The organism is Streptomyces sp. WI03-4A (assembly GCF_033792105.1).
GTDB lineage: Bacteria > Actinomycetota > Actinomycetes > Streptomycetales > Streptomycetaceae > Streptomyces > Streptomyces collinus_A.
Window position 1 is genome coordinate 50,020 of the sequence record NZ_JARAUO010000025.1, and the last position, 26,381, is coordinate 76,400.

Annotated in this window: 24 protein-coding genes and 1 tRNA gene; 4 read left to right on the plus strand and 21 right to left on the minus strand. The window is 65.7% G+C overall.

Translation table 11 applies throughout. The features are described from left to right. Window positions 1-51 precede the first annotated feature (51 nt). The 3 genes from lysA to PV343_RS23960 form a co-directional block, all read right to left on the minus strand. Window positions 52-1,443, minus strand: coding sequence for a diaminopimelate decarboxylase (gene lysA / locus PV343_RS23950; RefSeq protein ID WP_319149000.1), 1,392 nt, complete (start codon window positions 1,441-1,443; stop codon window positions 52-54). Window positions 1,444-1,495: 52 nt separating this feature from the next. Further along, entirely contained in the window at window positions 1,496-2,809 is a 1,314-nt protein-coding gene (nrtL, locus tag PV343_RS23955) for an ArgS-related anticodon-binding protein NrtL (protein ID WP_319149002.1), read from the minus strand. Window positions 2,810-3,026: 217 nt separating this feature from the next. Next, complete coding sequence (locus PV343_RS23960) at window positions 3,027-3,620, minus strand: response regulator (protein WP_319149004.1); 594 nt, start codon at window positions 3,618-3,620, stop codon at window positions 3,027-3,029. Between the two features lie 118 nt (window positions 3,621-3,738). Between PV343_RS23960 and PV343_RS23965 the strand changes: the two genes are divergently transcribed. Then, window positions 3,739-3,810, plus strand: a tRNA-Arg gene (locus PV343_RS23965). Between the two features lie 176 nt (window positions 3,811-3,986). On the opposite strand, the gene PV343_RS23970 is transcribed toward PV343_RS23965, so the two are convergent. From PV343_RS23970 to PV343_RS24035, 14 genes are all read right to left on the minus strand, one after another. After that, the gene (locus PV343_RS23970) at window positions 3,987-4,370 is read right to left on the minus strand and encodes a DUF6083 domain-containing protein (RefSeq protein ID WP_319149005.1); all 384 of its coding nucleotides are present in this window, start codon (window positions 4,368-4,370) and stop codon (window positions 3,987-3,989) included. Window positions 4,371-4,563: 193 nt separating this feature from the next. Continuing rightward, on the minus strand, window positions 4,564-5,937 hold the full coding sequence (locus PV343_RS23975) for a tyrosine-type recombinase/integrase (RefSeq protein ID WP_319149006.1): 1,374 nt from the start codon (window positions 5,935-5,937) through the stop codon (window positions 4,564-4,566). After that, complete coding sequence (locus PV343_RS23980; protein ID WP_093474702.1) at window positions 5,934-6,128, minus strand: helix-turn-helix transcriptional regulator; 195 nt, start codon at window positions 6,126-6,128, stop codon at window positions 5,934-5,936. Before PV343_RS23980 ends, PV343_RS23975 begins: the two co-directional genes overlap by 4 nt. Next, window positions 6,104-7,480 carry a replication initiator gene (locus tag PV343_RS23985; RefSeq protein ID WP_319149007.1) on the minus strand — a complete coding sequence of 459 codons (1,377 nt, stop codon included), beginning with the start codon at window positions 7,478-7,480 and terminating at the stop codon, window positions 6,104-6,106. Before PV343_RS23985 ends, PV343_RS23980 begins: the two co-directional genes overlap by 25 nt. Window positions 7,481-7,577: 97 nt before the next feature. Next, window positions 7,578-7,880, minus strand: coding sequence for a SpdD-like protein (locus tag PV343_RS23990; protein WP_319149008.1), 303 nt, complete (start codon window positions 7,878-7,880; stop codon window positions 7,578-7,580). A gap of 19 nt (window positions 7,881-7,899) precedes the next feature. Further along, on the minus strand, window positions 7,900-8,055 hold the full coding sequence (locus tag PV343_RS23995; RefSeq protein WP_319149009.1) for a hypothetical protein: 156 nt from the start codon (window positions 8,053-8,055) through the stop codon (window positions 7,900-7,902). Between the two features lie 14 nt (window positions 8,056-8,069). Then, a complete protein-coding gene (locus tag PV343_RS24000; RefSeq protein ID WP_319149010.1) occupies window positions 8,070-8,249 on the minus strand; it encodes a mobile element transfer protein in 180 nt (59 codons plus the stop codon). Window positions 8,250-8,262: 13 nt separating this feature from the next. After that, window positions 8,263-8,973: a DUF2637 domain-containing protein gene (locus PV343_RS24005; RefSeq protein WP_319149011.1), complete on the minus strand. Its 711-nt coding sequence runs from the start codon at window positions 8,971-8,973 to the stop codon at window positions 8,263-8,265. Between the two features lie 86 nt (window positions 8,974-9,059). Continuing rightward, window positions 9,060-10,427: an FtsK/SpoIIIE domain-containing protein gene (locus tag PV343_RS24010; protein ID WP_319149012.1), complete on the minus strand. Its 1,368-nt coding sequence runs from the start codon at window positions 10,425-10,427 to the stop codon at window positions 9,060-9,062. A gap of 5 nt (window positions 10,428-10,432) precedes the next feature. Then, complete coding sequence (locus PV343_RS24015; RefSeq protein WP_319149013.1) at window positions 10,433-10,780, minus strand: hypothetical protein; 348 nt, start codon at window positions 10,778-10,780, stop codon at window positions 10,433-10,435. 185 nt (window positions 10,781-10,965) lie between these two features. After that, window positions 10,966-11,787 carry an integrase gene (locus tag PV343_RS24020; protein WP_319149014.1) on the minus strand — a complete coding sequence of 274 codons (822 nt, stop codon included), beginning with the start codon at window positions 11,785-11,787 and terminating at the stop codon, window positions 10,966-10,968. After that, window positions 11,784-12,635 (minus strand): sigma factor-like helix-turn-helix DNA-binding protein, encoded by an 852-nt coding sequence (locus PV343_RS24025; RefSeq protein ID WP_319149015.1) that lies wholly within the window; start codon window positions 12,633-12,635, stop codon window positions 11,784-11,786. Before PV343_RS24025 ends, PV343_RS24020 begins: the two co-directional genes overlap by 4 nt. A 175-nt stretch (window positions 12,636-12,810) precedes the next feature. After that, window positions 12,811-13,200 carry an ATP-binding protein gene (locus tag PV343_RS24030; protein ID WP_319149016.1) on the minus strand — a complete coding sequence of 130 codons (390 nt, stop codon included), beginning with the start codon at window positions 13,198-13,200 and terminating at the stop codon, window positions 12,811-12,813. Window positions 13,201-13,297: 97 nt separating this feature from the next. Next, the gene (locus tag PV343_RS24035; RefSeq protein WP_319149017.1) at window positions 13,298-14,149 is read right to left on the minus strand and encodes a helix-turn-helix transcriptional regulator; all 852 of its coding nucleotides are present in this window, start codon (window positions 14,147-14,149) and stop codon (window positions 13,298-13,300) included. 519 nt (window positions 14,150-14,668) lie between these two features. Between PV343_RS24035 and PV343_RS24040 the strand changes: the two genes are divergently transcribed. The 3 genes from PV343_RS24040 (at window position 14,669) to PV343_RS24045 (ending at window position 20,530) form a co-directional block, all read left to right on the plus strand. Next, a complete protein-coding gene (locus PV343_RS24040) occupies window positions 14,669-15,730 on the plus strand; it encodes a DUF262 domain-containing protein (RefSeq protein WP_319149018.1) in 1,062 nt (353 codons plus the stop codon). Beyond that, a complete protein-coding gene (locus PV343_RS40440; RefSeq protein ID WP_415923508.1) occupies window positions 15,690-16,415 on the plus strand; it encodes an MAE_28990/MAE_18760 family HEPN-like nuclease in 726 nt (241 codons plus the stop codon). Before PV343_RS24040 ends, PV343_RS40440 begins: the two co-directional genes overlap by 41 nt. 2,462 nt (window positions 16,416-18,877) lie before the next feature. Next, window positions 18,878-20,530: a class I SAM-dependent DNA methyltransferase gene (locus tag PV343_RS24045; RefSeq protein ID WP_319149019.1), complete on the plus strand. Its 1,653-nt coding sequence runs from the start codon at window positions 18,878-18,880 to the stop codon at window positions 20,528-20,530. On the opposite strand, the gene PV343_RS24050 is transcribed toward PV343_RS24045, so the two are convergent. The 4 genes from PV343_RS24050 to PV343_RS24065 form a co-directional block, all read right to left on the minus strand. Further along, on the minus strand, window positions 20,511-21,431 hold the full coding sequence (locus PV343_RS24050; protein WP_319149020.1) for a hypothetical protein: 921 nt from the start codon (window positions 21,429-21,431) through the stop codon (window positions 20,511-20,513). The two genes, PV343_RS24045 and PV343_RS24050, sit on opposite strands and share 20 nt — an antisense overlap. A gap of 239 nt (window positions 21,432-21,670) precedes the next feature. Then, on the minus strand, window positions 21,671-22,291 hold the full coding sequence (locus PV343_RS24055) for a hypothetical protein (protein ID WP_319149021.1): 621 nt from the start codon (window positions 22,289-22,291) through the stop codon (window positions 21,671-21,673). Window positions 22,292-22,989: 698 nt separating this feature from the next. Beyond that, a complete protein-coding gene (locus PV343_RS24060; protein ID WP_319149022.1) occupies window positions 22,990-23,229 on the minus strand; it encodes a hypothetical protein in 240 nt (79 codons plus the stop codon). A gap of 81 nt (window positions 23,230-23,310) precedes the next feature. Continuing rightward, window positions 23,311-26,103, minus strand: coding sequence for a serine/threonine-protein kinase (locus tag PV343_RS24065; protein ID WP_319149023.1), 2,793 nt, complete (start codon window positions 26,101-26,103; stop codon window positions 23,311-23,313). Window positions 26,104-26,381 lie beyond the last annotated feature (278 nt).

Consider the following 26,381-nt stretch of genomic DNA (forward strand, 5'->3'; position numbering starts at 1 on the left):
GAGATCTTCCGGCCGGCTCCCCCCGGGGCTTCGCGGGTGCCCGGCGGCACCTCATCCGACGTCGAGACGCAGCAGGTCGTCCTCGGTCTCGCGCCGGACGACGACCCGCGCCTCGCCGTCCTTGACGGCGACCACCGGCGGCCGCAGCACGTGGTTGTAGTTGCTGGCCATGGACCGGCAGTAGGCGCCGGTGGCCGGCACGGCGATGAGGTCACCCGGTGCCAGGTCGGCGGGCAGGAACGCGTCCTTGACCACGATGTCCCCGCTCTCGCAGTGCTTGCCGACCACGCGGGCCCGCATCGGCTCGGCGTCACTGGCGCGCGAGACGAGGGAGACGCTGTACTCGGCGTCGTACAGCGCCGTGCGGATGTTGTCGGACATCCCGCCGTCGACGGAGACGTACGTCCGCAGCCCCTCCAGCGGCTTGACGGTGCCCACCTCGTACAGCGTGAACGCCGTCGGCCCGACGATGGCGCGCCCCGGCTCGACGGAGATGCGCGGGGTCCGCAGCCGGGCGGACTCGCACTCGCGCGTGACGATCTCGGAGAGCGCCTTGGCGATCTCGTGCGGCTCGCGGGGGTCGTCGTCGCTGGTGTAGGCGATGCCGAGGCCGCCGCCGAGGTCGATCTCGGGCAGCTCCACCCCGTGCTCGTCCCGGATGTCCCGCAGCAGTCCGACGACCCGGTGGGCGGCGACCTCGAAGCCGGACATGTCGAAGATCTGCGACCCGATGTGGCTGTGGATCCCGATCAGCTCCAGTCCGTCGAGCTGCAGCGCCCGCCGCACGGCCTCGGCGGCCTGGCCGCCCGCGAGCGGGATGCCGAACTTCTGGTCCTCGTGCGCGGTGGCGATGAACTCGTGGGTGTGCGCCTCGACGCCGACGGTGATCCGGATCTGCGCCTTCTGGCGCCTGCCGAGGGACTGCGCGACGTGCGCGACCCGCACGATCTCCTGGAAGGAGTCGAGCACGATCCGCCCGACACCCGCCTCGACGGCCCGGGTGATCTCCTCGACCGACTTGTTGTTGCCGTGGAAGGCGATGCGCTCGGCGGGCATGCCGGCGGAGAGCGCGGTGGCCAGTTCCCCGCCGGAGCAGACGTCGAGGTTGAGCCCCTCCTCCTTCAGCCAGCGCACGACGGCTCGGGACAGGAACGCCTTCCCGGCGTAGAAGACGTCGGCGTCGGCCCCGAACGCGGTCCGCCAGGCGCGCGCCCGGGCCCGGAAGTCGGTCTCGTCGAGGATGTAGGCGGGGGTGCCGAACTCCTCGGCGAGCCGGGTCGCGGGAATCCCGCCGACGGTCAGCACACCGTCGTCGTCCCGGCTGACGGTCTGGGCCCACACCTTGGGGTCGAGGGCGTTGAGATCGGCGGGCGGGGCCGAGTAGTGCCCCTCGGGCAGGACGTCGGCGTGACGGGGCCCGGCGGGGTGGGCGGAACGGCTCATGACGTGACTCTCAGACTCTCTGTCTCTCTCCGGGGCCCACTGCTCAGGGGCCTCAGAGGTGTTCGGGTGCGTCGATGCCGAGCAGGGACAGGCCACCGGCCAGCACCGTCCCGGCGGCTTCGGCGAGGGCCAGCCGGGCACGGTGGGCGGCCGAGGGTTTCTCCTCGCCGCACGGCAGCACGGTGTACAGGAACGGCAGCACGGCATCGGCGAGCGTGACGAGATGCCGGGCGAGCCGGTCGGGGGCACGGTGCCTCGCCGCCGCGGCGAGGATGCGGGGGTGGGCGGAGAGGGCGGCGAGGAGGGGGGTCAGGGGGGTGGGGGGTGAGGCGGAGGGAGTGGCCTGGACGAGGGGGGCGAGGGGGGTGGGGAGCGCGTTGTGGGGCTGGGCGGGGGCGGGCTCGTGAAGCTGGGTGGGGGCGGGGGCCTCTACGGGCGACGACTCACGGGCCTCGACGGGTCCGGGCTCGCGGAGGCTGAGGGGCTCGGACTCCCGGTCACGGTCACGGTCCTGGCCGGCGACGGTGACGGACCCGCGGACGCCGAGGGCCCCGGAGCCACCGTCAGAGTCCACGACGGCTTCAGACCCATGAACGCCGACGGACCCCGCCCCAGGAACGCCGACGGCCCCGGACTCACGAATGTCGATGTGAGTGTCGATGGGGCCGGGCTCGGCGGCGAAGCCCAGCCGGCCGGCGTTGCGGACGACGGACCGGACACGGGCGTGGGCGTACCGCACCCGGAACAACGGATTGCTCTCCCGCTGCGCGAGATGGTCGGCGGTGATACGGGGCCGGTCGTGCGGCGCGGGATGGAGCAGCGCCCACTGGGCGGCGTCGGCGCCGAGCGGCGCGGGATCCTCGGGCGCGGGCACGGGCCGCAGATTGACCGGCTCCCCGTGCTCGACCTCGGCGCGCCCGCCCTGGCTGGCGACGATGCGGACGACCGCGTCGGCGACGACCTCGGCCCGCACCTCGTACGGCACGCGCAGGACGACGACCTGCCCGGCGAGGAGGTCACTGTGCCCGTAGGCGGAACCGAGCTCCCGGATCTCCCGAACGAGCGCCACCGCGGGATCGGCCTCCCGGGCGAGGCTGATGTTGAGGAACCCGGGCCCGGTGACGACGACGTCCCGTATCCCGGGGCACTCAAGGAGGTAGGCCCGCAGCACCTCGGCGACCTTGAGCGGCGGCAGCCCAGCGGGCCGAGCAAGCCGCAGAGCGACGGTGGTGGCGAAGTCCCCGCACCCCCCGGCCCCCGGCTCCCCCACGACAACGCGCTCGGGCACCGGGACGACCAGCTCGCCGGCCTCCACAGCACGACGCACCGCGGACAACACGGTGCGGGAGAGCTCGACGGGGGTCACGGGACAAGCGTAGGGGAGGTGGGGGGTGGGTATGCGAAGTGGTTTTACGGGGTGAGACGGACGGGCTGGCGGCCGGTGGCTCCAAGCCCGAGCGAACGGGGGACAGCGCAGGCCGCTTACAGATCGGACACGACAGTCAGGGACGGCTGGCCGAACACGTCACACGAGTCGCGAGACCTACCGAAGGCCGGAAACTGGGAGCCGAACGCCGGCGGCGTCAGGAAACTCCACCGGAGACACCATGGGAGGGCTGGGAGGGCACCTCCCCGCCAGGCCGGTCGTCCTCACCATCCCCATGCCCCTCGGAGTCACCACCACCATCACCGTCACCACGGTCGCCCTGACCCTCTACGCCCCCGCTGCCCCCGACTCCCCTGCCGCTGCTGGGCCGGCGCTCGATGAGCTGTTTGACGAGCCGGACGAGTTCGGCGGGTTCGAAGGGTTTGGCGAGGAAGGCGTCGACGCCGACATCGAGCCCGGTCTCGACTTCGTACTGAGTACAGGCGCTGATGATGGCGAGAGGAAGGTGATGGGTGCGCGGATCGGCACGAAGGCGGGCGGCGGTCCGGAGCCCGTCAAGACGAGGCATGACGACGTCGAGGGTGACGACATCGGGCCGCACTTGGTGCACGACATCCAGACACTCGGCACCGTCGATCGCGGTCACGACCTCAAGCCCCTCCAGCTCGAGGTTGACCCTGATCAGCTGCCGGATGACCTTGTTGTCGTCGACAACAAGCACCCGGCCCGACGCGCCTGGCACAACTCGAGAGTAGGTCCGGACCGGCCACCGCGTCCGGCTTTTCCCCACTTCCAACCCCTGCGGGGGACGCCCCCGACCCGACCCCGGGAAACCTGTTCCTGATCACCCCGGAAGACCTGCTAGTGTTCTACACGTCGCCGAGAGCGAGCAGCTCAACGCCCGACACGCCCCCGTAGCTCAGGGGATAGAGCAACGGCCTCCGGAGCCGTGTGCGCAGGTTCGAATCCTGCCGGGGGCACCCAGTATGAGGTGCCCAAAGACCCCGTCACCAGCGGAAACGCTGAGGCCGGGGTCTTCGCGTATGTGCAGGCGTATGCGGCCCGGAGCGGGCGTATGACGGGGTCTGTGGACTATTCGTGGACAGGATCACGGAGCATCTGCCCAGGTCAGCCCTCACTTTGGGCGAGGAAGCCGTCACCCGGCATCCGGCCACTCGTCAGGGAGCTCCAGCGGCTCCGGGGCCTCCTGGCGCTCTACCCGTCGCGCGTTTTCCCCGCGGAGCGTCGTCAACCACGGCCAGAGATCCGGCAGCGGCTGTGCCGAGCAAGCCAACCGATGCTCGATACGACACCGCTGATATGGGTCCGGCGGCCCCACTCCATAGACGGCCACTCGACCGTCGGATAGCTCAATCCACCGATACTCCGCCGGCACCGTATGGGCCAGCGGAGACATGTCCGGCTCCAGTAGCACCCAATCATGCTCAACTGTGGGAACCCGGTCCTGCAGTAGGCCACAGTACGGACAGCGGAACTGCCCGCTGTGCAGTCGGCGCGGCCCCTCTTCTAAAAGCCCCATACGGTGAGCGTCGACAGCCCGGTGTCATATTCGTAGAAGCGAATTAGACAGGACCCCTGAGGCGGCCGCCCACTGATGATGCAGAAAGCGACGCGGCAGGTGCATCGAACATCTACCGGCCGCTCTAGATGCGGCTGATGCACGTCGGAGCCCCCCGCTCATACAAGCGGAGGGCTCCGACGTACCTGCGTGATCACTCGTATTCGCGCAACAGGTCTTCGATCTTGCGGTTGGCGATTTCCTGCCGCCCGTCGATGCACTTGGCGTATCGGCCCAGCAGGACCTCGACGCTGTTGCCCGCCCGTTCGGCGACCTCGGTCGGATCCACCCCGGAGTTGAGCCAGGTCGACAGGGCCGAGTGCCGGAGGTCGTACGGTCGCGCAGCGAGCGGAGAGGCAACCGCGGCCGGCGGAAGCGCCAGCGCACGGGCCTCCTGCCAGACGCGGTAGTACGTGGACGAGCCGACCACTCCCCCGCGCTCGTTGGTGAACAGCCGCCCGTCCTCGGCGGTGCCGAAGGTGTCGAGGTGCTGCCGGAGGATCGCGACGAGCTGGGGCGGAATCGGCACGATGCGAACCTCCTCCGCCGGCCGGTTCTTCAGACCGCGGTCGTCATGGGTCTCGCCGGAGTCCGTCCACTGCTTGCCGACACTGGGACGCGTCCGGTTCAGCAGGACCGTCCCCCAGCCGGTCCCGGACAGCTTCACGTCCGCCCTAGTGAGGCCGACCGCCTCGGCCGGACGCAGGGCGCCGTAGTACATGAGCGCGAACAGGCCGACGAGCCGACGGCCACGCGCACGGCCGTACCCACCGACGTACGAAACCGCCGTAAGCAGGGAACGAGCCTGCTCGGGATTGGCGACCACCCGAGGATCGACCTCCCCAGCGACCTTCGGCTTCTTCCAGCGGATACCCGTGATCGGGTTCTCTTTGAACTCCCCCAGGTCCACCGCGTAGTGCAGTGCGTTGACGAGGGTCCGACGCTTGCGCCGGACGGTCTCCGCGGCTGCCGCCGTCCCGTCGAGCTTCAACCTGAGCGAGTCCAGGACGGCCCTGCCAATCGCAGCGTCCCCGAGGTCCGAGAGAGGGCGTGACGCCTTGGCCACCCAGTGCAAAGCGTTTGCGACCTCGGTCGGCAATTCACGCTCGTCCGGGCCGGGAAGGACAAAGGCCCAGTTGCGAAGCGCCTTCCTGAGCAGTTCCTCGGACGGCTGCCCCGGACGCTCGTCGAGGAGGGCCATCGTCACTGCAGTCAGCGCTTCGTTGATCCCGTTTCGCGTGTTCGGCGCCGCGTGCGGCCACTTCATAGCGAGGTACTTCAGAGCGAAGCCGTACCAGGTCATCGAGGCCGCCTTCTCGACCATCGATTCCGGTAGCCCCGCCACCGTGTCGAATTCTTCACCGGCATGGGTAGCCCGGAGCAGCTTGGACCGGTAGTGGTCTGCCAGCCCTTTGGTGCGGAACTGCTCGGAGAAGACCTTTCCGGCGACCATCCACCGGACGTCATAGGACGGATTCTTGGTGTTCCGCTTGCGGACGCCCCACACCTTCACGTCTAGAGACTTCACGCCGCCGCCTCCAGCTGCCGCAGCCAAGCGGCGAAGTCAGCACGCCACACGCGGAGCTCGCCGTTGGGCAGCTTGAACGCAGCTGGCCCTTGCCCCAGTTCACGCCATCGGTAGAAGGTGCGGCGAGACACCCCACCCAGCTCCGTGAGGATCTGCGGGACGGTCATCAGTTCGTCGCGCCGGTGGTCCATGTCAGCGCTCCTTCCGTATCGTCGTCTGCCTGGCCTGTCGGGGCGCCAGTGCCGTGAGTGATGAGGTGTTCCGCCGCAGTTAGGCCCGTCCCGGCGAAGACCCAGTGCGAGAGGACGAGGACGGTGTCTGGGTCGGGCAACGGGTGACCGGCTTCGGCCGCGCGTTCGCGGGCCAGGGCCTCGTTGTGGTCGGCGCGCTCCTGGCGGAGGGCGCCGAGGGTGACGGAGTAGGCGCGGGACTTGGTGGAGAAGTGGCCGCGGAAGCCGAGCATGTGGGCCCACTTGCGCAGCCGTAGGTCTTCGAGTTCGGGGAGCGCGCCGAGGTGCCAGCAGGTGAGGATCATTCGCCGGGCGTGGTCGGTGACGCCGGAGCCGATCAGGTCCGTGATGGGGTTGCGGATGGGGCGGTCGAGGGTGCCCGCAGTCTCGGCGCCCTTGGTGGCGTACTTGGCGATGTACGCGGCCACGGCACGGCTGGACAGCTCCGAGGTGCCCGCGAAGTCGGCCGAGCGGATGGGGCGGATGTCGAGCTGTTCGCCGAAGCGGAAGGCGTACGCGTGGCCGTCGAGGTCCAGGCCGGGGGCCTCGGTGAGGTGGGCTGCCGAGCGGATTGCGTCGGTGAGCAGTTCGGTCGTGGCCCAGGCCGGCGGGGCGTCTTCGGCACCGTCCGGGCCGTCGAGGCGGATGACGGCGTGGAAGTGGACGGCGCCGCGCCGCTGGTACTCGGCGACCTTGGCGTACGAGACCTTCAGGCACTCGCGCAGGGCGGAGCGTCCGATGCCTGCGCGGGAGGCGAGTTGGTGGCGCAGGTAGGTGGTGAAGCGGGCCCACAGCGCGCCTGCGTGTGCGTTCCACAAGACGGCCGCGCGGTAGTCGTACCGGTCCGGGTCGAGCGGTGTGCCCAGGGCGGGGTCGTCCTCCAGGTGCCTCTGACCGCAGCGGCACCGACCGCCGCCGGGCCGGTTGTGGACGGGGCCGAAGGAGGGGGCGGTGAAGGTGGCGAAGACGCGGGGGTGTTGGGCGACGGCCGGGCCGATGCCCTTGCCGCCGCTCAGGCCAGCCGTGACGAGGTGGAAGGTGTCCTTGCGGTACACCTCGGCACAGGCGGCGCACCGGGTGGCCCGGCGATTGTTGCAGCGGATGAGGAGCTGTCCGGCGGGGAGGTCGCGGTCCACGATCTCCCGGACAATCTCGCCGGTCGCGGCATGGACGTCGAGCCGGTGGCCCTCCATCCGTACCGGCCGCTCACAGCCGCCCAGGCGCTGGATCTGTCGTGCGTAGGTGCTGAGGTCGCCGTGCTGGGCGAGGGTGACCAGGTGGCGGATGGCTCCGGTCGGAGCCGCGGGACGCATGTGCGGGTTCCTCCATGGAGAGCGGGGCTGAGAGCCCTCCGGCTTGTCCAGGGGGCTAGACACCGTGAGCAAGCCGGACAGGTAGGAGCGGATGCGGTCAGCGCCTGGTGAGAAGGGAGCGCGTTACGACGGCGCAGACGGCCACGGAGGTGGCCGTGATGGCGACGGCGAGGAGCATGGAGACCAGGACGGCGCCGACGACCAGGACCACGGCGGTACCGCCGCCGACGAGGGCGAGCATGGCGCCAGGGGTGAGCTGAACGGTGGGCCGGGTCAATGCCGGGGTAACTGCGGCCGGCGGAGTCGGGGCGGCCGGGGCGATGGTGGTCGGCTCGACGACGGCGGGCGGGGTGACCAGGCCGGTGGGCTGGGGCATGGTCGGGACGTTGGGGCGGAACATGGGCGGATCTCCTTTCGCGTTACTTGATGAGGGAGTCGATGACCGGGGCCAGCAGGCTGTCGGCGAGGAGGTAGCCGCCGAGGAGCAGCACGGCGATGAGCCACCAAGGCGGGCGGATGAGCTTGACGCCCAGGACCCCGATGCAGAGCAGGGCGAGCCAGAGCGGGACATCCATGCGGTGGTTTCCTCTCAGGCCGAGCAGCGGTGGGTGCGGGCGGCGAGTTCGGCGGCGGCACGGCTGTCGTACTCGGCGGAGAAGTCGCAGCGGGGCGCCGTGCAGGCGGCCAGGTGGCGGTTCTTCCCGCGATCGAGGAAGGAGGCGACGTTCACCGGGCCGATACGCCGGACGTTGCGGAAGCGCCGGTGCATGGTGGTGCTCCTCTCAGAGGTGGGCGGCGACGGATGCGGTCATGGACGGGGGCAGGCCGAGCCGGGCGCGTACGGCATCGGGGTCGGCAGGACGACCGGTGGCCGAGCGATGTTCGTCAGCCAGGGCACGAGCGCGATCGATGAGGGCGGGCGGGAGTGAGACGGCGGCAACGGGAACCGGGGAAGGGGCAGCGACCGGTTCGGCGGTAGCGGCCGTAGCAGCGAGTTCGGCGTCGTTGGACGGTGCCGGAAGCGCGTCCCGGTCGAGCGCGTCGGCAGTGGCCGGGGCCGGGCGCGACTCCTCAGCCATGTCCGTACCGTCGCCCGGTGCGGCTGGCGCTTCAGGACCGTGCGGGGCGTGGGCCAGGAGCGTTCCGCCGAAGAAGGCGACGGCGGGCCAGCCGGCGACGACCACGCGGAGCGAGGCGGGAACGTGGCCCAGGTCGAGGAGCCCGGCGGTGGCGACGTTGGCGCCGAGGGACGCGGCCAGGGCGACCAGGAACCACAGCCGCGGGCCCCCGGCCGGTCGTCCGGCGCGTTGCTGGTCGCGCATCCGGCGCCAGGCGGCTACCAGCAGCAGGTCGACGCTGACCGGGTAGGCCCATGCCTTCCACCCGCCCTGTCCGGACGCTTCGGCGAGGTCGTGGAGGTGGGAGAAGGACAGGGCCCCGGCGATGACCGCCTGCACGAGCACGGCGTCTACGCGGACCAGGTGGGCACGCATGGGCACGGCGCTCCTTCCGGTTTCGGGCATGGAGGGGGTAAGGACGTGGCGTGAGGCGGTCACGCCGACCGAGGGAAAGAACGCGGCTACCCGGTCACCGGGCGAGCTGTAGGCGCGGCAGCGGCAGGTGAGGCCGGGCTGGCGGACTCCACGGCGATGGCGGGCCGGAAGGAGTCGAGCCGGGCGAGTTCCGGTACCAGGCCGGAGGTGTCGCGGCACACGGCCGCCGCCTCGTCGAGGGTCAGGTGAGGCGAGCGGACGCGGGACCAGCCGCCAGAGGAGTCCCCGACGATCGCGACGCCGGGTCGTTCGGCCGGGATGGAGGTAGCGGCCAGGGCCGCTTCAGGGGCGATGTCGGCCAGCGCCATGTTCGCCGACGCCTCGTCGTTGACCCGGTGGCAGACCCGTCCGGTCAACTGGGCGCGAAGCATGGTGGCGCCCTTGCCGAGTTCGGAGCCGAAGCGCTGTCCACACACCTCCAGGTAGATGCCAGCGGCGCGGCCGAGCTGGGCGAGGCGGATGAGCTTGGTGACCATCGCGTCCCGTCGCTTCTCGTCGTCCTTTCCCGCGGCGAGGAAGAGTTCCGCCACCTCGTCCACGACGACCACGACCGGCACCGGCCGTACGTCGTCCGGCAGCCCCCACACATCCGAGGTGAGCACGGCGTCCGGGGCGGCCCCGCCGCTAAGGCCGATGAGGCGGAAGCGTGCCTCCATCTCCGCCAGCAGGGCGTCGAGGAGTTCGTTCGCCCGGTCGGGGTTGTCAGCGAGCGCGGACAAGCGGGGCGCGAAGGGCGCGAGTTCGACGCCCCATTTGCAGTCGATGCCGACGAGGACGACCGACTGGCGGGCCAGGCCGCACAGCAAGTTGCGCAAGTAGATGGATTTGCCGGACTGGGTGGCGCCGAGGATCAGTTCGTGCGGCACGGTACGGAAGTCCCTTGAATGCCATCGGCCGTCTTCTCGCAGCGCGAGCGGAAGGCAGAGTGGACCGGCCGCCAGCCGACGGCGGGAGGGCCGTACGTCGGCGAGTACGTCCCAGCCGACCAGCCGCAGTTCGAGCCACCCCGGTTTTGTGGGGTGCACGTACACGGCGTGGGCGCCCCAGGCGTGCCGAAGCCGGTCGGCCGAGGCGGTGAAGTCCTCGGGCGCCTGCCCGGTCGCCATGCGTAGCCGCATCACGAGCCCGGATCCGGTCGGCAGTGGGAACGAGTGGCGAGGCGGTACGGGGGCCGCCTGCCGCCCCATCATTCGGGCCGTGGCCCGGCGGACGGCCGACGCCGGTACCGTCAGGCCGCAGGCGTCCATCGTCGCCCGGTACGAGATGAGCACCCGCACAACGACGACCGGATACCCGACGAGCCACCAGAACAAGACGGGCATCCGCCGGCGCAGCACCAGCAGCGCGAACAGGACCAGCAGAACCGGTAACAGCACCCGGACGGTGTCAGCCATGGCCGTCAGCCCTGCATCGCGGCCGGGGCGTTCACCATGACGGCGTCCGCCCGGTAGGCGATGCCGTGACGGGTGCGGCCGCCGAACTCACTCTCCCAGGGCCGAGCCACCAGACCGGACAGGATGACCGGGGCGCCCATCACCAGGCCGTCGCCGATGCCCTGCTCAGGAACGGTGACCTTGATCATGTCGGAGCCACCGGCCGCAATGAAGACCAGCTCCAGCGTCATCAGCCGCTGGTTGGTCACCGGGTCCACGGCGATCTCACCGGTCTGCCGGTCCCTCACCTTGACCTCGGGCAGCTTGGTGACGAGGAGCGTCGCGGCGGAAGTCTCCACGGGGATTACACGCATTGCCTGTACCTCACTGGGCTGTTGGCGCCCTTGTTGCTCGGCGCCATCCGGTCTGAATACCCCCCTAGACAGCCAAGGAGGGAGCCCGCCCTAACTGTCTAGGGGGGTTGACGGTAAAGGTAGCCGACGACCCGTCAACTGTCTAGGGGGGTATACGAGCGTGTCTCAGAGCCGGCGGGAACGCGCTACGGCAGGACCCAGTGGAGGACGGTTGCGTCGTCGCGCGCCTTGCCACGCGGCCAGCGCCGACCGTCGGGGTCGCCGGCCTCAGCGGCACGTACGCGACCGATCAGCCCATCCGGGCCCGACGAGTTAAGGAGGCCCAGCGCGGCTTTCCAGTCGGCGAGTTCGAAGCTGTCGACGAGGCGTGTCGCGCCATCGCTCAGCAGCGTCACGGAAGCCAGTGAATCAAGCGGCACCGTCCCCGTAAGGGCGTGCTCGGCTGCCTGCGGATCGGGGCCGGCGATCCAGAAGCCACCTGGCCGGTTGCGCAGGCCGGTCAGGGCGTCCCGGTACTCCGCTAGTGCAGCGGAGTGTGCGGGCGACCCCGTGGGCAGGGCGTCGACCGGTCCACGCAGGCGCTTGCCCACCTCGTCCAAACGCTGGTCGGTGATGGCGGCCGTACTCCCGTCCGTCTCGGCGAGGAGGAGGGTCGAGTCGCCGAGAACGAGGTATTCCAGAGTTGCCGCATCGGCCCGGACAGCGACGACCGTACTGGTCGGACTGGCTCGATTGGCCAGATCGCACGTGTCCTCATGCAGGGAACGGACAGCCCGGATCGAGTCGGCGAGACAGTCGGCGAGCGGCCGGGAGGGATGCGCCGCGATGTCAGCCAGCAGCAGGCCGCCCAGCGTGGAGGAGAACCAGGCGATGCCGTGTAGGCACCCGGTCTCCGCACCGGCCACGCCGGCGCCGTCGAGGAGGACGGCCGCGCCGAATGAAGCGGCGGCGAAGTCCTCGTTTTCCCGTCCCGGATCGGCCGACTGTGAGGCGAAGGCGACGTTCACGCCGTCGCCTCCTCGTCGTGCAGGTAGAGGGGACAGAGCAGCTCCACGGATTGCGGCTCATCGGTCTCGGGGTCGTATTCGACGCTCACCAGCGTGGAGAAGTGGCGCTCGCCCACCTGCCCCCAGAGCGTGTTGAGGTCGGAGGTGAGCAGGTGGACCACACCGAGGGAGCCTGCCGTATGGATTCCGGCAATGGCGAGCACCGAACCGTTGCCGTCCGGTCGGGGCAGCCTGCCGAGGTATCCGACGTCGTGCGGGCGGCGCGGCTCGATGTCCGCCCCCGCGTGATAAGCCGTGCTGGTGCGCCGGTCCACCAGCGCCCACGGTTCACCTTCCGGGTGTTCCCAGCTGAGTACCGGGTCCTGGGCGTAAAGATCCTTCATCGCCTCGGACATCCCCGGCCCGCAGACGACGATCAGGCCGTCACGGTTCAGGTCGATCTCACCGCTCACGAGCACGTGACCGGAGCTGACGGCAAGCCCGTAGGACTTTGCCAACTCCTCCAGCCGCTTCCCGGAGTTCATGTCGGCCATGGCGACGACCGGACGCTTCTTCTCGCTGTCCCACCGCAGCGGAGTCGCAACGGTGACGGCACCCGCACCAAGGAAGGCCCCCTCGGGTGCCGGGCCGGTGTGCCGGATCTGATGAATCCGCCCACGGCTCAGGCCGGCCTTCTCGGCGATCTGCGCATACGACAGCCCTTGTGCGTGGAGGTCCTGGACCACACGGCGGCGGAGCCGGGCGAGCTCGGTCACCTCCTGCTGCGCGTCGGCCAGCCTCTTCGTGACCTCACGCAGGAGCAGATACGGATCATCGATCGCCGTGATCCGCTGCAACTCGTCCGACATGACCACACCTCCCAGCAGTACCCAGGAGTCTAGGGCCCTAGACGGAATCGGCGGGAGCCGCCGTCCTGTACGGACGCCGACCACGTAGAACCGGGACCGCCGCCGCGGCACGCCCCGAGGACTCACCTGTCACCGCCCGTGAAGCGGCCGCCGACCGCCGACGAATTGAGCGTGATCACACCCCCTCCCGGGCCAGCTCGGCCCACACGGAGCGCCCGTCGGGCCAGTTCTTCACTCCCCAGTCCTTGGCACAGCCCGCGATCAGTAACAGTCCGCGGCCGCCCTCTTCCTGGCTGGTGGCGTCGCACAGGCGCGGTTCGCGGTCGCCGCCCTGGTCGACCACCTCGATGCGCACGAGGTCTTCGCCGAAGCCCACGATCACGAGGAACCAGCCGTCGGCCGCGCCGCTCAGCGAGTGCCGTACGGCGTTGGTCGCCAGCTCGCTCACGACCAGGACGGCCTCGTCGACCGGGCCATGTTGTGCGGTGAGTGATGCGACGAAGTGCCGGGCGTGAGCCACTTCCTCGGCGAGGCCGGGGAAGGCGCGGCACCACTTAGTGAGCATGGGAAACCACCTCTCTTCGTCTAGGGGGCTAGACAGCGCAACGGCAGCGTATTCCCAAGCTGGGCCAGCAGGCCAGGCATCTAGAGGAATTATTCCTCTACTGGGTGACTGTGTCTCCCAAGTCGCGGAACTCCCTCATCACCCGCAACAGCAGCCCACGTACGTCGTCACCGAAGACGGCAGCCCGCTCGAACTGATCGAACGTCTCCTCGTACGCGGCCACGTCAGCGACGTCGGTCAGCATCTGTTCGCCAGTGAACGCCTCAATGACGACCGCCTGTCGATCGCACAACGTGAAGCCGAGCCGCGGCAGCACCGGCACCGCCCTACGCCACGGGATCACCCCGAGACGGACCGAACTGAGACTTTCGACGGCCAGCAGCCGGTCGAGCTGAGCGAGCATCAGCGTCGGGGTGCCGGGCCAGGTGCGCAACACCGCTTCCGTCAGCACGAACACCGACTCGCGCCCCGGCTCGTACAACACACTCTGCCGCTCAACACGGGCAGCGACAGCCCGGCCGACCGTCTCAGGCGTCGAGTTCGGCGCGCTTTGGAAGACGTGGCGGGCGTACTCCGCACTCTGGAGCATGGCCGGCAGTACCACGCACTGGAACGACCGCACCAGCCGAGCCGACCGGACAGCGTCATCGAGCACCGCGCCGGCGACTCCGCCGTCATCGGGTACCAGCCCGGCGTCAGCGGCGGCCTCGATGGCGACCAGGAGGTCACGCACCTCACCAGCCGACGAGTCATCTAGGCCGAGAGCACGAGAGAGCCGGTCAAGGACATCGAAGCTCGGCACCATGCGCCCGTTCTCCACCTTGGACACGGTTGGCTGCCCTACGCCGGCCCGTTGCGCCAACAAGGCTCCGGTCAGGCCAGCTTCAGCACGCAGCCCCCGAAGACGCATCCCAAGCGCCTTCATCCGCTCCTGTCGCTCACTCCCCATACTCAGGGTTGTACACCACGGAGCAGTAGACGCCGGAGCGAGTGCGCGAGCCGCAGCGATCAGCAGCGGTCACGAGCATGATTCAAACTTTCTCTACTGGTTCAAGGCGGCTCGCTCCGCTCACCGCGCGCGGCCCGGCCCCCGGCCGGGCCTGCGCTCCTGTCTCCGCCCCGCTCCAGCCCGGCCGGCGCCCATGCCGCGCACTTAGCAATCGACCCCCTGATGCCAGAGAGGGGGTACGTCGTGGCTGGGGCGGTCGGCTCCGCGGCTTTACGGAGCCACTTTGGCGCGAGCCTCGAAGATCATGGCCCCAACGTCGTGCTTTAGCGGGCAGCTCCACAGACTGCCCGACGCGCCGGAAGCTTACGGGGCCATGATCACTCGCGCCAAAGCAGCGCCACCCCAAAGCCGCTGCACCGCCCGCTCGTTCCCGGAACTCCCCCCACAGGGCTGCTCATATGAGTATGTTGGACATACTCCGCCGAGGATGTACCTGACCACCTAAGAGACAAGGACAACGTGTCTACCCCCGTCGCACCTACCGAACAGCGGACGCAGCTTGCAGCTCAGCGGCGCAAAGTCGATTTCGACACTTACGACGTCACTGTGGATGAGCTTCTGCGCCGAGTGAGCAGGAAGCGGATCGACATCGCTCCTGTCTACCAGCGACAATTTCGATGGGACAAGTCACGCCAGTCGCGCCTAATTGAGTCAGTAATGCTAGGGATCCCTGTCCCTCCGCTATTCATGGCCACTAACAGTGCCAGCGGGGAACAGACCCGTTGGGAGGTAGTCGATGGCCTTCAAAGACTGCTAACTCTAGCGAATTTCGCCGGGGACGAGAAAACGAGAAGCGCCGCAAATTTGGATGGTGACCCTCTTCGCCTCACCGAACTTGAGAAGCTGACCACTTTCGAAGGTTACGCCTTTGATGGATTGCCCGAGGATATCCGTACCGCCTTCGAAGACCGGCCGCTCAAAATCATCATTCTCAATGATAAAAGTGAACTGCAGGTGCGCTACGATTTGTTCGAGCGTTTGAATACCGGCGGGATCGAGCTAACCAATCAGGAGATCCGTGAGTGCGTATATCGCGGAGAATTTGTCGATCTCCTTGGAAGGCTTGCCGAAGATCCTGACTTCAACACCGTTGTCAAACTTCCTGCCGCCCGCCAGAAGGATGGGACGCGCGAAGACTACGTTCTTCGATTTTTCGCCTTCCTTGACCGCTACCAGAAGTTTGACCACTCGGTCAAAGACTTCCTTGACAACTTCATTGCGGAGGCCCACAAAGCGCCAAAGATTTCATCGAGGGAAGCCGTATTCCACAGCACCTTCTCATACTTGGCCTCATGCTTCCCCGACGGCCTAAAGAGCAGGAAGGGGCAAACGCCTGTCAACCTCTTCGAAGCCGTATCCGTTGGCGCTGCTCTGGCCCTTCGCGAGAATCGGAAGATCAAGGTTCCCAACATGGATTGGGTATTCTCGGACGAACTTCGATCCCTTGTAACTGGTGCCACTAACAGCAGGCCGCGCGTACGTGGTCGCATCGAATTCGCCAGGGACAGGTTCCTTGGCTAGGCGCCCGATCTTTGACCGTAGCCCGCTGGAGAAAGAATTTCGACAGCGCATCGCAGTCGTACGTAAACTTCTCGACGCTACGGACTCATCTCTAGGGGCGCCAGGGGCAGCATCCCCTATCGACATCTCGCGAGAAACTAGAGGCCTCAGCATCGTACTCCTGTACGCTGCGTACGAAAATCTCCTGAAAGGGATATCTCGTAGCCTCCTGGAGTCCGCCGTTCAATTGAGACTCGGGAACAGGCGACTCAAGCCAAACTTCCAAGTATTCGCCATTCACGCGAAGCTGCAGGCGCTTACCGATATCTCTGCGTCCCAGATTTGGAAGGGTCCGGGTAGAGGGGTGGTCGATGCGCTCCTAGACAAGACCTGTTCCATAAACTCGAACATTTTCCCAAATGATGGCAGTCACATGAAGACCGCCCAGGTAGTCACACTATGCGAAGTCTATGGATTAAACCCCCCCGGTCCCATTCTCCGGGAAGCATGGGGGCGTATCAACACGGTCGTATCGGAACGGAACAGCATTGCTCACGGCCAGCGCACACCCGAAGAAGTTGGCCGAAACTATTCAGTTGGTGAACTCAGGAATTTGGTAGACATTTGGGAGCGAAGATGGTGTGAGTTCCTTGCAGACGTGGAAAGTAAGGCGTCAAACAGGGACTTCTATCGGGAGCCTTGCTAGGCGGCCCTCTCTCGGTCGAACCTGGCGCATATCGTCCCCCGGGCCGCGCTCTGGGTGCTTGCGACGAGCGATGCGCCCAGTTCGTACGTCCCCCCTGCCGAACGAACACCCCACGGTCTGACATCACCGACTGACATCAATGTCATCGGACTACGGCGGCCCCCGGCAATTGAAACCGGACTACGGACCGCCCGGTGAGTACGAGCCAGGGCCGTCCGTACGGCTGAGGGATCGAACCCCTAAAGCAGTGGTCGCACGTGAGTGGTCCTCAGTCATGGTGGGGCAGCACAGCACTGACCGCCTCGGGAACTAGTGGCTCAGCGGCCGGTACAGGTTGGCGTTCGTTTGACGCAGAGAGCCCCGCTGCTCAATCACAGCAGCAGGGCTCGAACTAGCACGGCGGCGCACGGCCCGATCGAGTGGGGATCATCGGTGCCTCCGCCCGAACGTACTGAGGATGCGTTCGGAAAGGAGGCGGGCGGCTCGCCTTCGAGCGGCCCTGCGCGACCACACGGCCGGCAGGAAGATCGCAGCTAGCACGATCAGCGGAAGGCCGAGCAGGATGGCAGTGATCCACCAGGGGGCGGCTGCTATCAACGCTGATCCACTCAACGTGATCAGCAACCCACGGGTCACGGGTCGATGGTGCTGGCCATCGCACATAGTCCTTTCGATCGGACCGGAGATGGCGGTCTCCAGTTCAGGGCAGTCAGGGCTTCCCGCCCTGGCAGTGGCGGCGGGAAACAGAGAGGCCAGGGACCCATAGTCATATCCGCGAGTCTCGGACAGAAGCCTGGCCTGGCCCTGGTCGAGTAGCTCGTGCATGGACATGCCGTTTGGTGTAAGCCGCTCCGTTCAGAATTCTGCTCTGCGACTCATGACAGAAGCTGAAAGTCCCGTTCGCTGTTACACACTTGTGAAACTGTTCCGCCAGGGTCCTAAAGGCGAAGGCCAGCGAGGTGTCGGCTCAGGCCGGTGGGGGTGCAGCGAGGCGTACACGTGCATTGTTGGTTGGTGTCCTCAGCATCGTTGCTGACTGTCGTCGGCTGAGATTCAGACGGGTCGCGTCGAAGGTGCCGGCCGCCAGTCGAGCGCGCCAAGGTTGGGCCGTCCGGGGTCGCTTGAACAGTGGCCAATGACGACCAGCGACGACCACCAGGTGCACGCGCCCACCGCCCCTGAGCAGCAAGACCCGACTTATCAAGATCCCCGACAAGACCCAAAGCAAGAAGACAGGTCTTAGTCGCCCACTGAGACTCCACAGACCTTCGAGGGGTGACCCGCACAAGAGCCACCGCTGCGCTGGATCCATGTAGCTTAGGTCGTGACACAGGTTGTAGCTCAACTTGCAGCTCAGTGTCGATCCAGTAGGACCGCTCCGGGACACAGTCCGGCTTGGGTGCCACCAAGCCGGACCAGTGCCCGCGGAGCAGCGAGTGAGCCCGGCCGTTTATAGGGCGGCCGGGCTCACCGCCTCACTTGTTCCACGAGAGCAACGACGGCTACGGCGAGGCTTAGCGCGGACAATGCGACTTGCCAGCGATCCGGCCCAGGCCAGCGCTTCCGTGGCCTTCTATACCGTCGGTCCCGCATTCGCTCGTTCCCTTCTTCCCAGTGCACCCTCAGCGGGTGCTCCAGTCGGTCTCTTGCCAACCGGAGGTTCATGAGGAGGGGGAACCAGCGCGTAAAGCGTAGCGCGTCAACTCGGCACCTAACGCGCTGTCTTGGCCATCGCACGCCCGTTGGCACACCACGGGTAATACATTCTCGAGGATCCGCTTGAAAACTCTCGAGCTCTAGGGATCATTTTTGACCTCCGAGCACCAGAACGGCCGTTAGGGAGCCACACAGCGCTTGAGCGTGACAAGACAAGAGCTTGATCACGAGAGTGTGATGCTCGCCACACTATGTGTGCCGCATGATAGGCAGGCGCAGGAAGTCTGTTCAGGGGGCTTCTGGCATGGCGACCTGACCGGTTGATCGAATGTCAGTGCTAAGTGCTAGCTTGCGCTGACGAAGTGAGGGGGAGGGGAACCCGTGCCGTGTCAGACCGACAGCATCACGTGTCATAGGAAGAGCCTGGCCGCTACTGTGCTGCAGAACCTGGTCCAGCGGACAGCGAGGGCCATCGGCGTCGCCCAGCTACAGAGGGCAGACAAGAACCTCAGCCGCGCGCGCTGCGCGAACTCCTCGCATGCGGTCAACGCGTTCGGGGGGGTGATATGTGTGCGATCTGGTCATGTGCCGCGGGTCACTGGCGCGGCGGCGGCCGTCGAACCCGCTCTGCGTCTCACTGCAAAGCGTGAGCGCAGGCTGGAAGCGGGTGTCGATAAGAGTCCCACTGAGCCACGTCTCACCCGCGTGTTCTCTGTTGCTTGCCGGCCACGAACCCCAACGGGCGCAGACCGAGCTGCCAACCAGCGGACCCAAGGCGACGCTCCCCACAAGCTAGGCTCCCTCGCGTGACGAGCAAGATGAGGCAACTCCCACACCCCAGCGCAATCCCAGCCGAGTCCATTAACCACGGTGAGGTGTACACGCAGCGCTGGGTCGTTGATCTTATTCTTGACCTTGTCGACTACACACCGGACAGAGACCTTTCCAAGGTCGTAATCACGGATCCGGCCTGTGGTAGTGGGGCCTTTCTTGTGGGAATCGCTGAGCGCCTCAGCGAGTCATGCAGGAAGTTCGGCAAAGAACTCCCCGTCGACGGCATCCGAGCCTTTGACATCCTGGCTCGCAACGTGACTTCAAGCCGCGAAAAGATCAGCTCAATACTTACAGCAGACGGCTGGGGACAACGTAGCGTCGAGATCCTCACAGACAAGTGGGTCACTCAAGGCGATTACCTACTTTCAGATACCACACCAGCCGACATTGTGGTCGGCAATCCGCCATACATCCGTCTGGAAGATGTCCCCGCAGACAGAATGCAGAGCTATCGCGCTCGGAATCGGACCATGACGGGCCGCTCGGACATCTACGTCGGATTTTTCGAGCGCGGCCTTGAATCCCTCAAGGAAGGTGGAGTCCTCGGCTTCATCTGCGCTGACCGTTGGATGAGAAATCAGTATGGCCGCGAACTCAGGAAGCTAATCGCAAGCAGATTCAGCGTAGATTGCGTCGTTATCATGCATGACGTTGACGCCTTTGAGGACCGAGTAGCGGCTTATCCTGCAGTCACGATCATTCGCAATAGCCCTCAAAGTGACACGATGGTGGCAGACACCTCAAGAGAACTCGGGCCGAAACAAGCAAGAAGACTGCTCTCATGGCTTCAGAAAAGGGAGCCGACAGAAGTGGGCGATGTGGGATTTACGGCCGCCTGCCTTCCTCATTGGTTTTCTGGAGGCGAATCCTGGCCGACAGGAAGCCCGGCCCGACTGGCGCTCCTGGAACATCTGAACGACACATTCCCCGTACTTGAAGAAACGGATACCAAAGTTGGCATCGGAGTCGCCACCGGTGCAGATTCTGTTTTCTTGACCACCGATGCGAATCTCGTGGAATCAGACCGCCTTCTCCCACTCTCCATGGTCAAGGATGCTCGGTCTGGCGTCTTTGACTGGACCGGCTCGTACCTCGTGAACCCGTGGACGGCTGATGGCGATTTGGTTTCGCTGGATAGCTACCCTCGGCTCAACAATTATCTACAGAAAAATCGTGACCTGTTGAGCCGCCGGCACGTCGCGAAGAAGCGCACAGATCAGTGGTATCGCACGATCGACAAGGTTGATGCGAGCCTAGTTGGCAAGCCCAAACTGCTTCTGCCCGACATGCGACTCACTATCCATCCCACCTTGGAACAGGGCGGCCACTACCCCCACCACAATCTCTATTACGTAACTTCGGATAGTTGGGATTTGGAAGTGCTGGGAGGGTTGTTGCTTTCCCGTGTCGCTCAACTTTTTGTGGAATCCTATGCCGTACGCATGCGAGGTGGAACGCTGAGGTTCCAAGCTCAATACCTCCGTAGGATTCGGGTGCCACAACCAGATTCGCTGAGTGCAAGGAATCGGCACGACCTGATCGCAGCTTTCCGTAGTCGAGACGTTGAGGCGGCGACAAGTGCCGCCCTACGCGCCTACGGAATTTTTACGAGCCTTCCGAAGTAGTTTCCTCCGGGTGATGCGCTGCTACGTCCTCGTCATGCACAGGCAACTCGCGGATTTCCCTTCGCTCTCTCACCTGCACATGCATGTCAATCGGCGTCCGCGCCAGTACCGCATCTATAGACACACGAAAGAATTGATGGATGCTCAGGTCTTCCGGCACCAAGTCATGGCGAACATTCACAGTCGATCCGTCTCCCGGGGTCCAATCTGCTATCAAGACAGCTGTGGAGTCGTAGACGTCATATTCAGCTCGCAGTTTGCGTAGCATATCTAGCGCACGCTCATAGGATGCCGGCTCGTTAGCCGCAACCGAGGAGTGAAGGAGGAAAACAAATCCTATCGCTGCTAGCGGGTGCCGCCCCCGGAGATTTTTTGCATCTCCGTAAGCTTCCTCAAAGCGATTAGGGAGGTTTTTTGCGAATGATGACGCCATAGTCTTCGTTGAAATTAGGATCTCTGGACCACGCGCCCATTGGGCAACTACTACATCGACCTGCTTAACATACGCTTTCCCCAGAATGCTAGCGTTCGAAGGTGCTGTAGCTTTATCTTTCACCAAGTAATGCTGCGCTTGCGCGCGCAATTTTTGCGGCAGCTTACTGATGAAGATTCCCACCTCACGCGGCAAGACCCTGGGGGCGTCCCGCCGTGGCCATACCTCGTCCGCGTCGAATCCGGCCCTCCGGAGCTCGTGAGCTACCCAGGCATCTAGCGCCTTCGCGAGGCGACCACTTTGCGAGTCAGCGTCCTCCTCGACGGGGATGGCAAGCAACTTCTCAAGAAGGGCAGTGTCGGCCTCATAGGACGGCCCCGTGTCCGTCATCGTCCATGGGGACGCCGACGACGCTCCTGACAAAATCGGATGTACTAGGTCAAAGATATTGTCCAGCTTCTCAGGCACTCAGATTCCTATGGTCGCTCCGATGGATGGGCCTGGGCCCCTCGGCACGCTAGAGGATCTTCAGTCCTAGCGACAGCCAAACCGTGGACAGGTGTGGACTGCTCTCCCGAAGACCGGGCCCAGCACCCCGTGTGAGCTGTTCAGATGCGAGCACGTCAAGGGGCCTCAGGAGACGAGTGTCGATAGGATCAGGCTGACCGCGGGAGTGCTTCCAGTGATCGGTACGCGCCTGCGGGACCCTACGGGTCAGCCCTACCCTCCCGACGAGCCTGTTCGCGCCGATCTTCTTCCTGCGCCTCCAAAGTGAGCCGCCATTCCTCCTCGTGCGTCTCTACTGACTCCTTGGCCCGCCGATAGGCATTGTTCGGCTCGGGCATCGCATCCTCTCGCTGCCAAGCTCCGACACACGCCACAGCGTCGTCGACGATGCCGCCGAGGACCCACGCCCGCCGGCTTTGGAAGTAGGCGTACTCAAGCTCGTACTCCCACTGCTCAAGCAGGCTGACGCCCTCTTGGAGGCGATGACGCAACTCCTTGTCACGCATAGCTTCCACAGCGATGCGTACGGGACCTAGCAGGTCTCGTAGCTGCCGATCCCATGCTGCTTGTGCTGCTGCCAGTTCTTGTAATGCCTGTGTGCCCAAGTGGGGTTGCGAGGATTCAGGCACGGACCTGATGTGCTTGTGTAGCTCGGCGAAACCATTGGAAAGTAGGAGGACAGCGGCATCCTGCTTCGCTTCCACCCTCGACTGACGCGCATCTTTGATCGCTCGTGCTTGCGCCTGGTGCGTACCGAGGTAGGAAGCCGCCGCCCCGACGATGGCGCCCACGAGGCCCGAGAGGGGAGAGAGCCAGTCCATGCAGGACAGTGTTTAAGACGTGGCGTCCGCACCGCAGCCGAACGTGTTGAAGTTAAGCGCCAGCCCGCTCAGGACGTCATGATCTAGCGATGGCTGAGGACGCGTGGCTCACGTGCCCGGAAGTGCCGGCCCGAGACATAGTGCGGCGGAGCTGGGCGGCGACCGTCGCGGCTCTGCCGGTGGGCACCGCGATCACCGGAGAGGTCATCGGTCGCCTACGTATAAACGGTGCCGAACGCTGTGGCGCTGGCGGAGATCACGGAGATGTCGCGCGGGATGGGCGTGCGTGCCCTCGGAGTCTCTGTCAAGGGGGCACGCCCACAAGCGCCAGGTGAGGGCCGGCCCGATGCGGGGCGGATGGCTGACGGGTGATCGTTCCTGGGCCGTCCCTGGGCCGTGCGAGGCCGCTCGACGCCGACCAACGGCGACCAACGGCGACCGACAGTGACAGGTGAGTCGCAAGCCTTCACCGGTGAACCTGCAGGTCAGAGCGCCCAGCGAGATCGGGTTTCCATCTAGGGGTGGCGGTGAGGCAAGATGGGGCGCTTCTTTCCGCCGGCCAGCAGCGCCGTCCGGCACGTCCTGGGGGGACTTCCGTGATCATCGCTGTCTCGGACGGGCATGACCCGGCCTACCTACTCCAGACGAGCTAGCTCACGCTGATCTTTGGCATAGCACTCATCAGCGTCGGACGGACGCTACGGCGAACCGGACGGCTCCCTGCGTATCTCGACTTCAAACAGCAGGCGTCGGGCACGCTTGTGCCGCAAGAGGGCAAGAGTGCCGGCGCTATGAAGCTCGGGGCAGCCGCGATAGCCATGGGTGGGTTCTTCCTCTTCGGTACCGCGTGCCTCGTACTCGGCGCGCTGGGTGTGCTCGGTCCCTGAGGGCAGGCCCTGCCAGAGCGCGCGCCAGCCAGCGGTCTTGAGACCCGTCATGCGGCATGCACTGATCACCGCCCGGTCTCGCCTCGTCGGTGGCCGGTTCGACGGAACGGGCGCCCTCAGTAGTGCGAAAGCTCAGTGCTGGCGTACTGCCTGACGAATGTGGGGGTCACTTGTACGGTCGTCTGCGAGGTGGCTGAAGTGGCTGGCGGAGCTGGGGTAGTCACGGAGGACCGCCCCAACGGTGGCTGCAGCATCGCCCTTGAGGGAGGCGAGCCAGGGGCCGATCTTGCCCTGTGCGTTCCATTGGTCCCAAGCGCCGTCCCAGGTGCACATCGCCTGCATGGCTTCTTCAAGGAGATCCCACTGCTGTACGGAGGCCGCGTGAGCGGCGATCTCGTAGAGCCAGATCGTTACCCGGGAGGCTTCTGGGAACTGCACCCAGCGTGCGTCACCTCCGTCCACGTGTTCGGTCAGGGCTCTGAGGATGTTCTGTGCTTGGGGAAGGTTCCGGACAAGTGCCGGTCCAGCTTGGCGAGCGGTGAGCTCGGTGAGCGATCCGACGTAGAGGTCGTAGTCGCCAGTGTGGTCGGTAAGCAGCGTGAGAAACGCGTCAGCGGCACCGGTGTTGCCGCCGTTGGCCCGCTCCAGCAGCGTCGTGGCTCGCTCGAGGGGCTCCACCGGAATGGCCTGATGCTCCCGGTCGATGAGATTCACCAGCTCGCTGATGCTCTGAGGACGACGAGCGGGCGTATCCTGTGTGGCCGCTCGGACGATGTTTCGCCAAGGGCCAGGGGCAGGTAGCAGCTGTTTGTTGGGCTGGGGCATGTCGCCAGTCAGCGCCCACGCAATCACTCTGCCTACGCTGTATACGTCGCCGCATGCCTGTGGGCGATCCTGGCCTGCAAGTACTTCGGGTGCCGAGAAGCCTTCGGTGCCGATACCGATTGCAGTCCGGTCGATCTTGGTGGTCTGTCCAGGGGGTCGTCGGACGGCACCCCAGTCAGCGAGGACCCATCGGCCGCTCAAGCACAGGATGTTCGGCGGTTTGATGTCCCGGTGGATCCATCCGAGCTTGTGCGCCGCGTGCAGTACCGAGGTCAGGGCGTCCACCAGAACACGCAGCTGCTCGGGGTCCTTGAGAACTTCCTTGTGGTCCGCGGCGGTGCTGTCGGCCCAGGGCATTACGAACCATGTGTGTTCGTTGCCGTGATCCAGGATGGGCATAGCGTGCGGATGTCCGCTCAAGGCTTTCCCGGCCTCGATCTCCCGCTTCATCCGAGCGATCTTCTGCTCTCGCGGGTACCTTCCGTGCAGTTGTTTCAGCGCCACGGTCACGTCGGTGTTCTTGTGTGTCGCCTTGAAGACGTCCGCCTGATTGCTCTCGGGGTGAGGGTCCTTGTCACGCCGATACGCTTTGGGGTCACCTGACGCCTGGCTACGCACTTGCTCGTAGCGGTCCTGAGTGGCAGCGGAAAGCTGGGGGTCCATGCCGGTCGTCTGATGAGGGGCGTCGCCCCTATCCTGCTGCTGACGAGCCTGGTGCGTCAGGGAGCCACTGGTCGGCCGGGCGATGGTGCCCACCGTGTCCGCGCCGGCCGCGCTGGCGCGGCCTTGCACACGCTCTCCCGACAGGGCCCAGCCGACGCCTGCGCGGGTAATAGCAACGGTGATCGGGTCAGTGTCGATGTGTTCGATGAAACTGCGCTCTGCCAGGTAGGCGAGGGCCTGGTCGAGGTCTACTGCGGAGACATCGGCTCCCGCGAAGGACGATCCGGGCGTCGTTAGGAACGAGACCGGATTGGTGGGAGCCTGGTCGCCGGCAGTGTCGAACAACCACTGCAGAAAGGCCCCCATCGTGTAGCGCAACCGGGCGGCGCGGTCTCCCTGCAGCTTCTTCAGCTTATGCACGGTGACGCGGCCTTCGTCGCTGAGGTAGACATCGGGGATGCCTGCGAGGTTGCGGGCAATGTTCACCAGGCCGCGCTGTTCTAGTTGGAGAGCGAGGACAGTCGGGTCCTCTTCCTCCAGTCCAAGCTCCTCAACGAACCGGGTGACGTCCGAGTACTCTCCTGGATGTTGCTGCGCTTGAGCGTCCAGCCACAGCAGCAGCCGGGCCAGGTAAGCACTGCTCTCGATGGCCTCGCCAGGGAACGCGACCGTGGTAGTGGGTGCTTCGAACTGAGCCGGTGCACGTTCGCCCCCGTTGACAGGGACGGGCATGGACTCAGACTCGAACGCCGTGAAGGGAAATGGAACGGGGGTTGGAACGCCGACATAGAGCGATCTATCGGCCTCAACGACATCGTTCACGTGATGGCTGACGGCCCTCACATAGTCATGCAGTGTCTTGACGTCCTTGTACTGCATGACCTGCCGCGGAATCTCCATCGCCCAACTGTCGTCTGACTGTCTGCTGCGAGAAGCGGACAGGAAGGGCTCGTTGGCGAAGATCTCGGGGATCAAGCTGATGGTGCGGGCACGCAGATTCGGGAACGCGGCCTGGAGGTTCTCTGATGTCAGCGCGATGCGGGTGACCTCGTTTGGAGAACGCGGCGTGTCCCGCCACAGCGCGATCATGTGGTGCATCACTTGCAAAAAGGGGTCACCAAGGTCTGATCTCGCCTCGTCTAGCGCCCAGGCCGCAGCAACCGTCAGCGCCACCCGTGTGTCATCCACGAAGGAACGCGGAAGCGCTGTAGTGAACCCGTAGGAGAGTCCGAAGGAATCGGCCGGGGTGCCGATCCGCGGGAGTGAGTTGAGCAGCGCACGGGGATTCTCCAGCCCGAGGGAAGCAGCTCTGTGTTCCACCCACTCCCACAAGGGCCACCGGCCAGCCGGATCCTTTGCCTGCTGCGTGCCGATGGTGACCAGCAAGGCGCACTGCTGCCGGTCAAGTTGTACTTCCGCCAAATCGCGCACCGGCATCTTCGGGATCCCCCAGTATGACTGAGATGGTGATATGCCTCGAGACGCTAGCGGATGATGGTCCATCAGGGCATCCGCACTGCTCAAAGAGCTTGGGCGTGACCATGTCTGGTGAGACCTGGCCACCCTTCTGGAGACCGGACGTCAGTGACCTCGTCGGGGTCATACCCCGTATCCGACGATCGCCCCCGTTGTCCTGCATCCGTCGGACCAGCCGGGGACGGCACCAGGAGCGGGCGTAGATCGAACTCCTAAAGCGGTGCTCATCCGTCGCGATC

What these genes read in the sequence shown, in the direction of transcription:
- lysA (WP_319149000.1), bottom strand. Translation starts at nt 1,443, where the DNA reads ATGAGCCGTTCCGCCCACCCCGCCGGGCCCCGTCACGCCGACGTCCTG.
- PV343_RS23970 (WP_319149005.1), bottom strand. Translation starts at nt 4,370, where the DNA reads ATGGGGCTTTTAGAAGAGGGGCCGCGCCGACTGCACAGCGGGCAGTTC.
- PV343_RS23980 (WP_093474702.1), bottom strand. Translation starts at nt 6,128, where the DNA reads ATGGACCACCGGCGCGACGAACTGATGACCGTCCCGCAGATCCTCACG.
- PV343_RS23985 (WP_319149007.1), bottom strand. Translation starts at nt 7,480, where the DNA reads ATGCGTCCCGCGGCTCCGACCGGAGCCATCCGCCACCTGGTCACCCTC.
- PV343_RS23990 (WP_319149008.1), bottom strand. Translation starts at nt 7,880, where the DNA reads ATGTTCCGCCCCAACGTCCCGACCATGCCCCAGCCCACCGGCCTGGTC.
- PV343_RS23995 (WP_319149009.1), bottom strand. Translation starts at nt 8,055, where the DNA reads ATGGATGTCCCGCTCTGGCTCGCCCTGCTCTGCATCGGGGTCCTGGGC.
- PV343_RS24000 (WP_319149010.1), bottom strand. Translation starts at nt 8,249, where the DNA reads ATGCACCGGCGCTTCCGCAACGTCCGGCGTATCGGCCCGGTGAACGTC.
- PV343_RS24005 (WP_319149011.1), bottom strand. Translation starts at nt 8,973, where the DNA reads ATGCGTGCCCACCTGGTCCGCGTAGACGCCGTGCTCGTGCAGGCGGTC.
- PV343_RS24010 (WP_319149012.1), bottom strand. Translation starts at nt 10,427, where the DNA reads ATGGCTGACACCGTCCGGGTGCTGTTACCGGTTCTGCTGGTCCTGTTC.
- PV343_RS24015 (WP_319149013.1), bottom strand. Translation starts at nt 10,780, where the DNA reads ATGCGTGTAATCCCCGTGGAGACTTCCGCCGCGACGCTCCTCGTCACC.
- PV343_RS24025 (WP_319149015.1), bottom strand. Translation starts at nt 12,635, where the DNA reads ATGTCGGACGAGTTGCAGCGGATCACGGCGATCGATGATCCGTATCTG.
- PV343_RS24030 (WP_319149016.1), bottom strand. Translation starts at nt 13,200, where the DNA reads ATGCTCACTAAGTGGTGCCGCGCCTTCCCCGGCCTCGCCGAGGAAGTG.
- PV343_RS24035 (WP_319149017.1), bottom strand. Translation starts at nt 14,149, where the DNA reads ATGGGGAGTGAGCGACAGGAGCGGATGAAGGCGCTTGGGATGCGTCTT.
- PV343_RS24055 (WP_319149021.1), bottom strand. Translation starts at nt 22,291, where the DNA reads ATGGACTGGCTCTCTCCCCTCTCGGGCCTCGTGGGCGCCATCGTCGGG.
- PV343_RS24060 (WP_319149022.1), bottom strand. Translation starts at nt 23,229, where the DNA reads ATGACGGGTCTCAAGACCGCTGGCTGGCGCGCGCTCTGGCAGGGCCTG.
- PV343_RS24065 (WP_319149023.1), bottom strand. Translation starts at nt 26,103, where the DNA reads ATGCCGGTGCGCGATTTGGCGGAAGTACAACTTGACCGGCAGCAGTGC.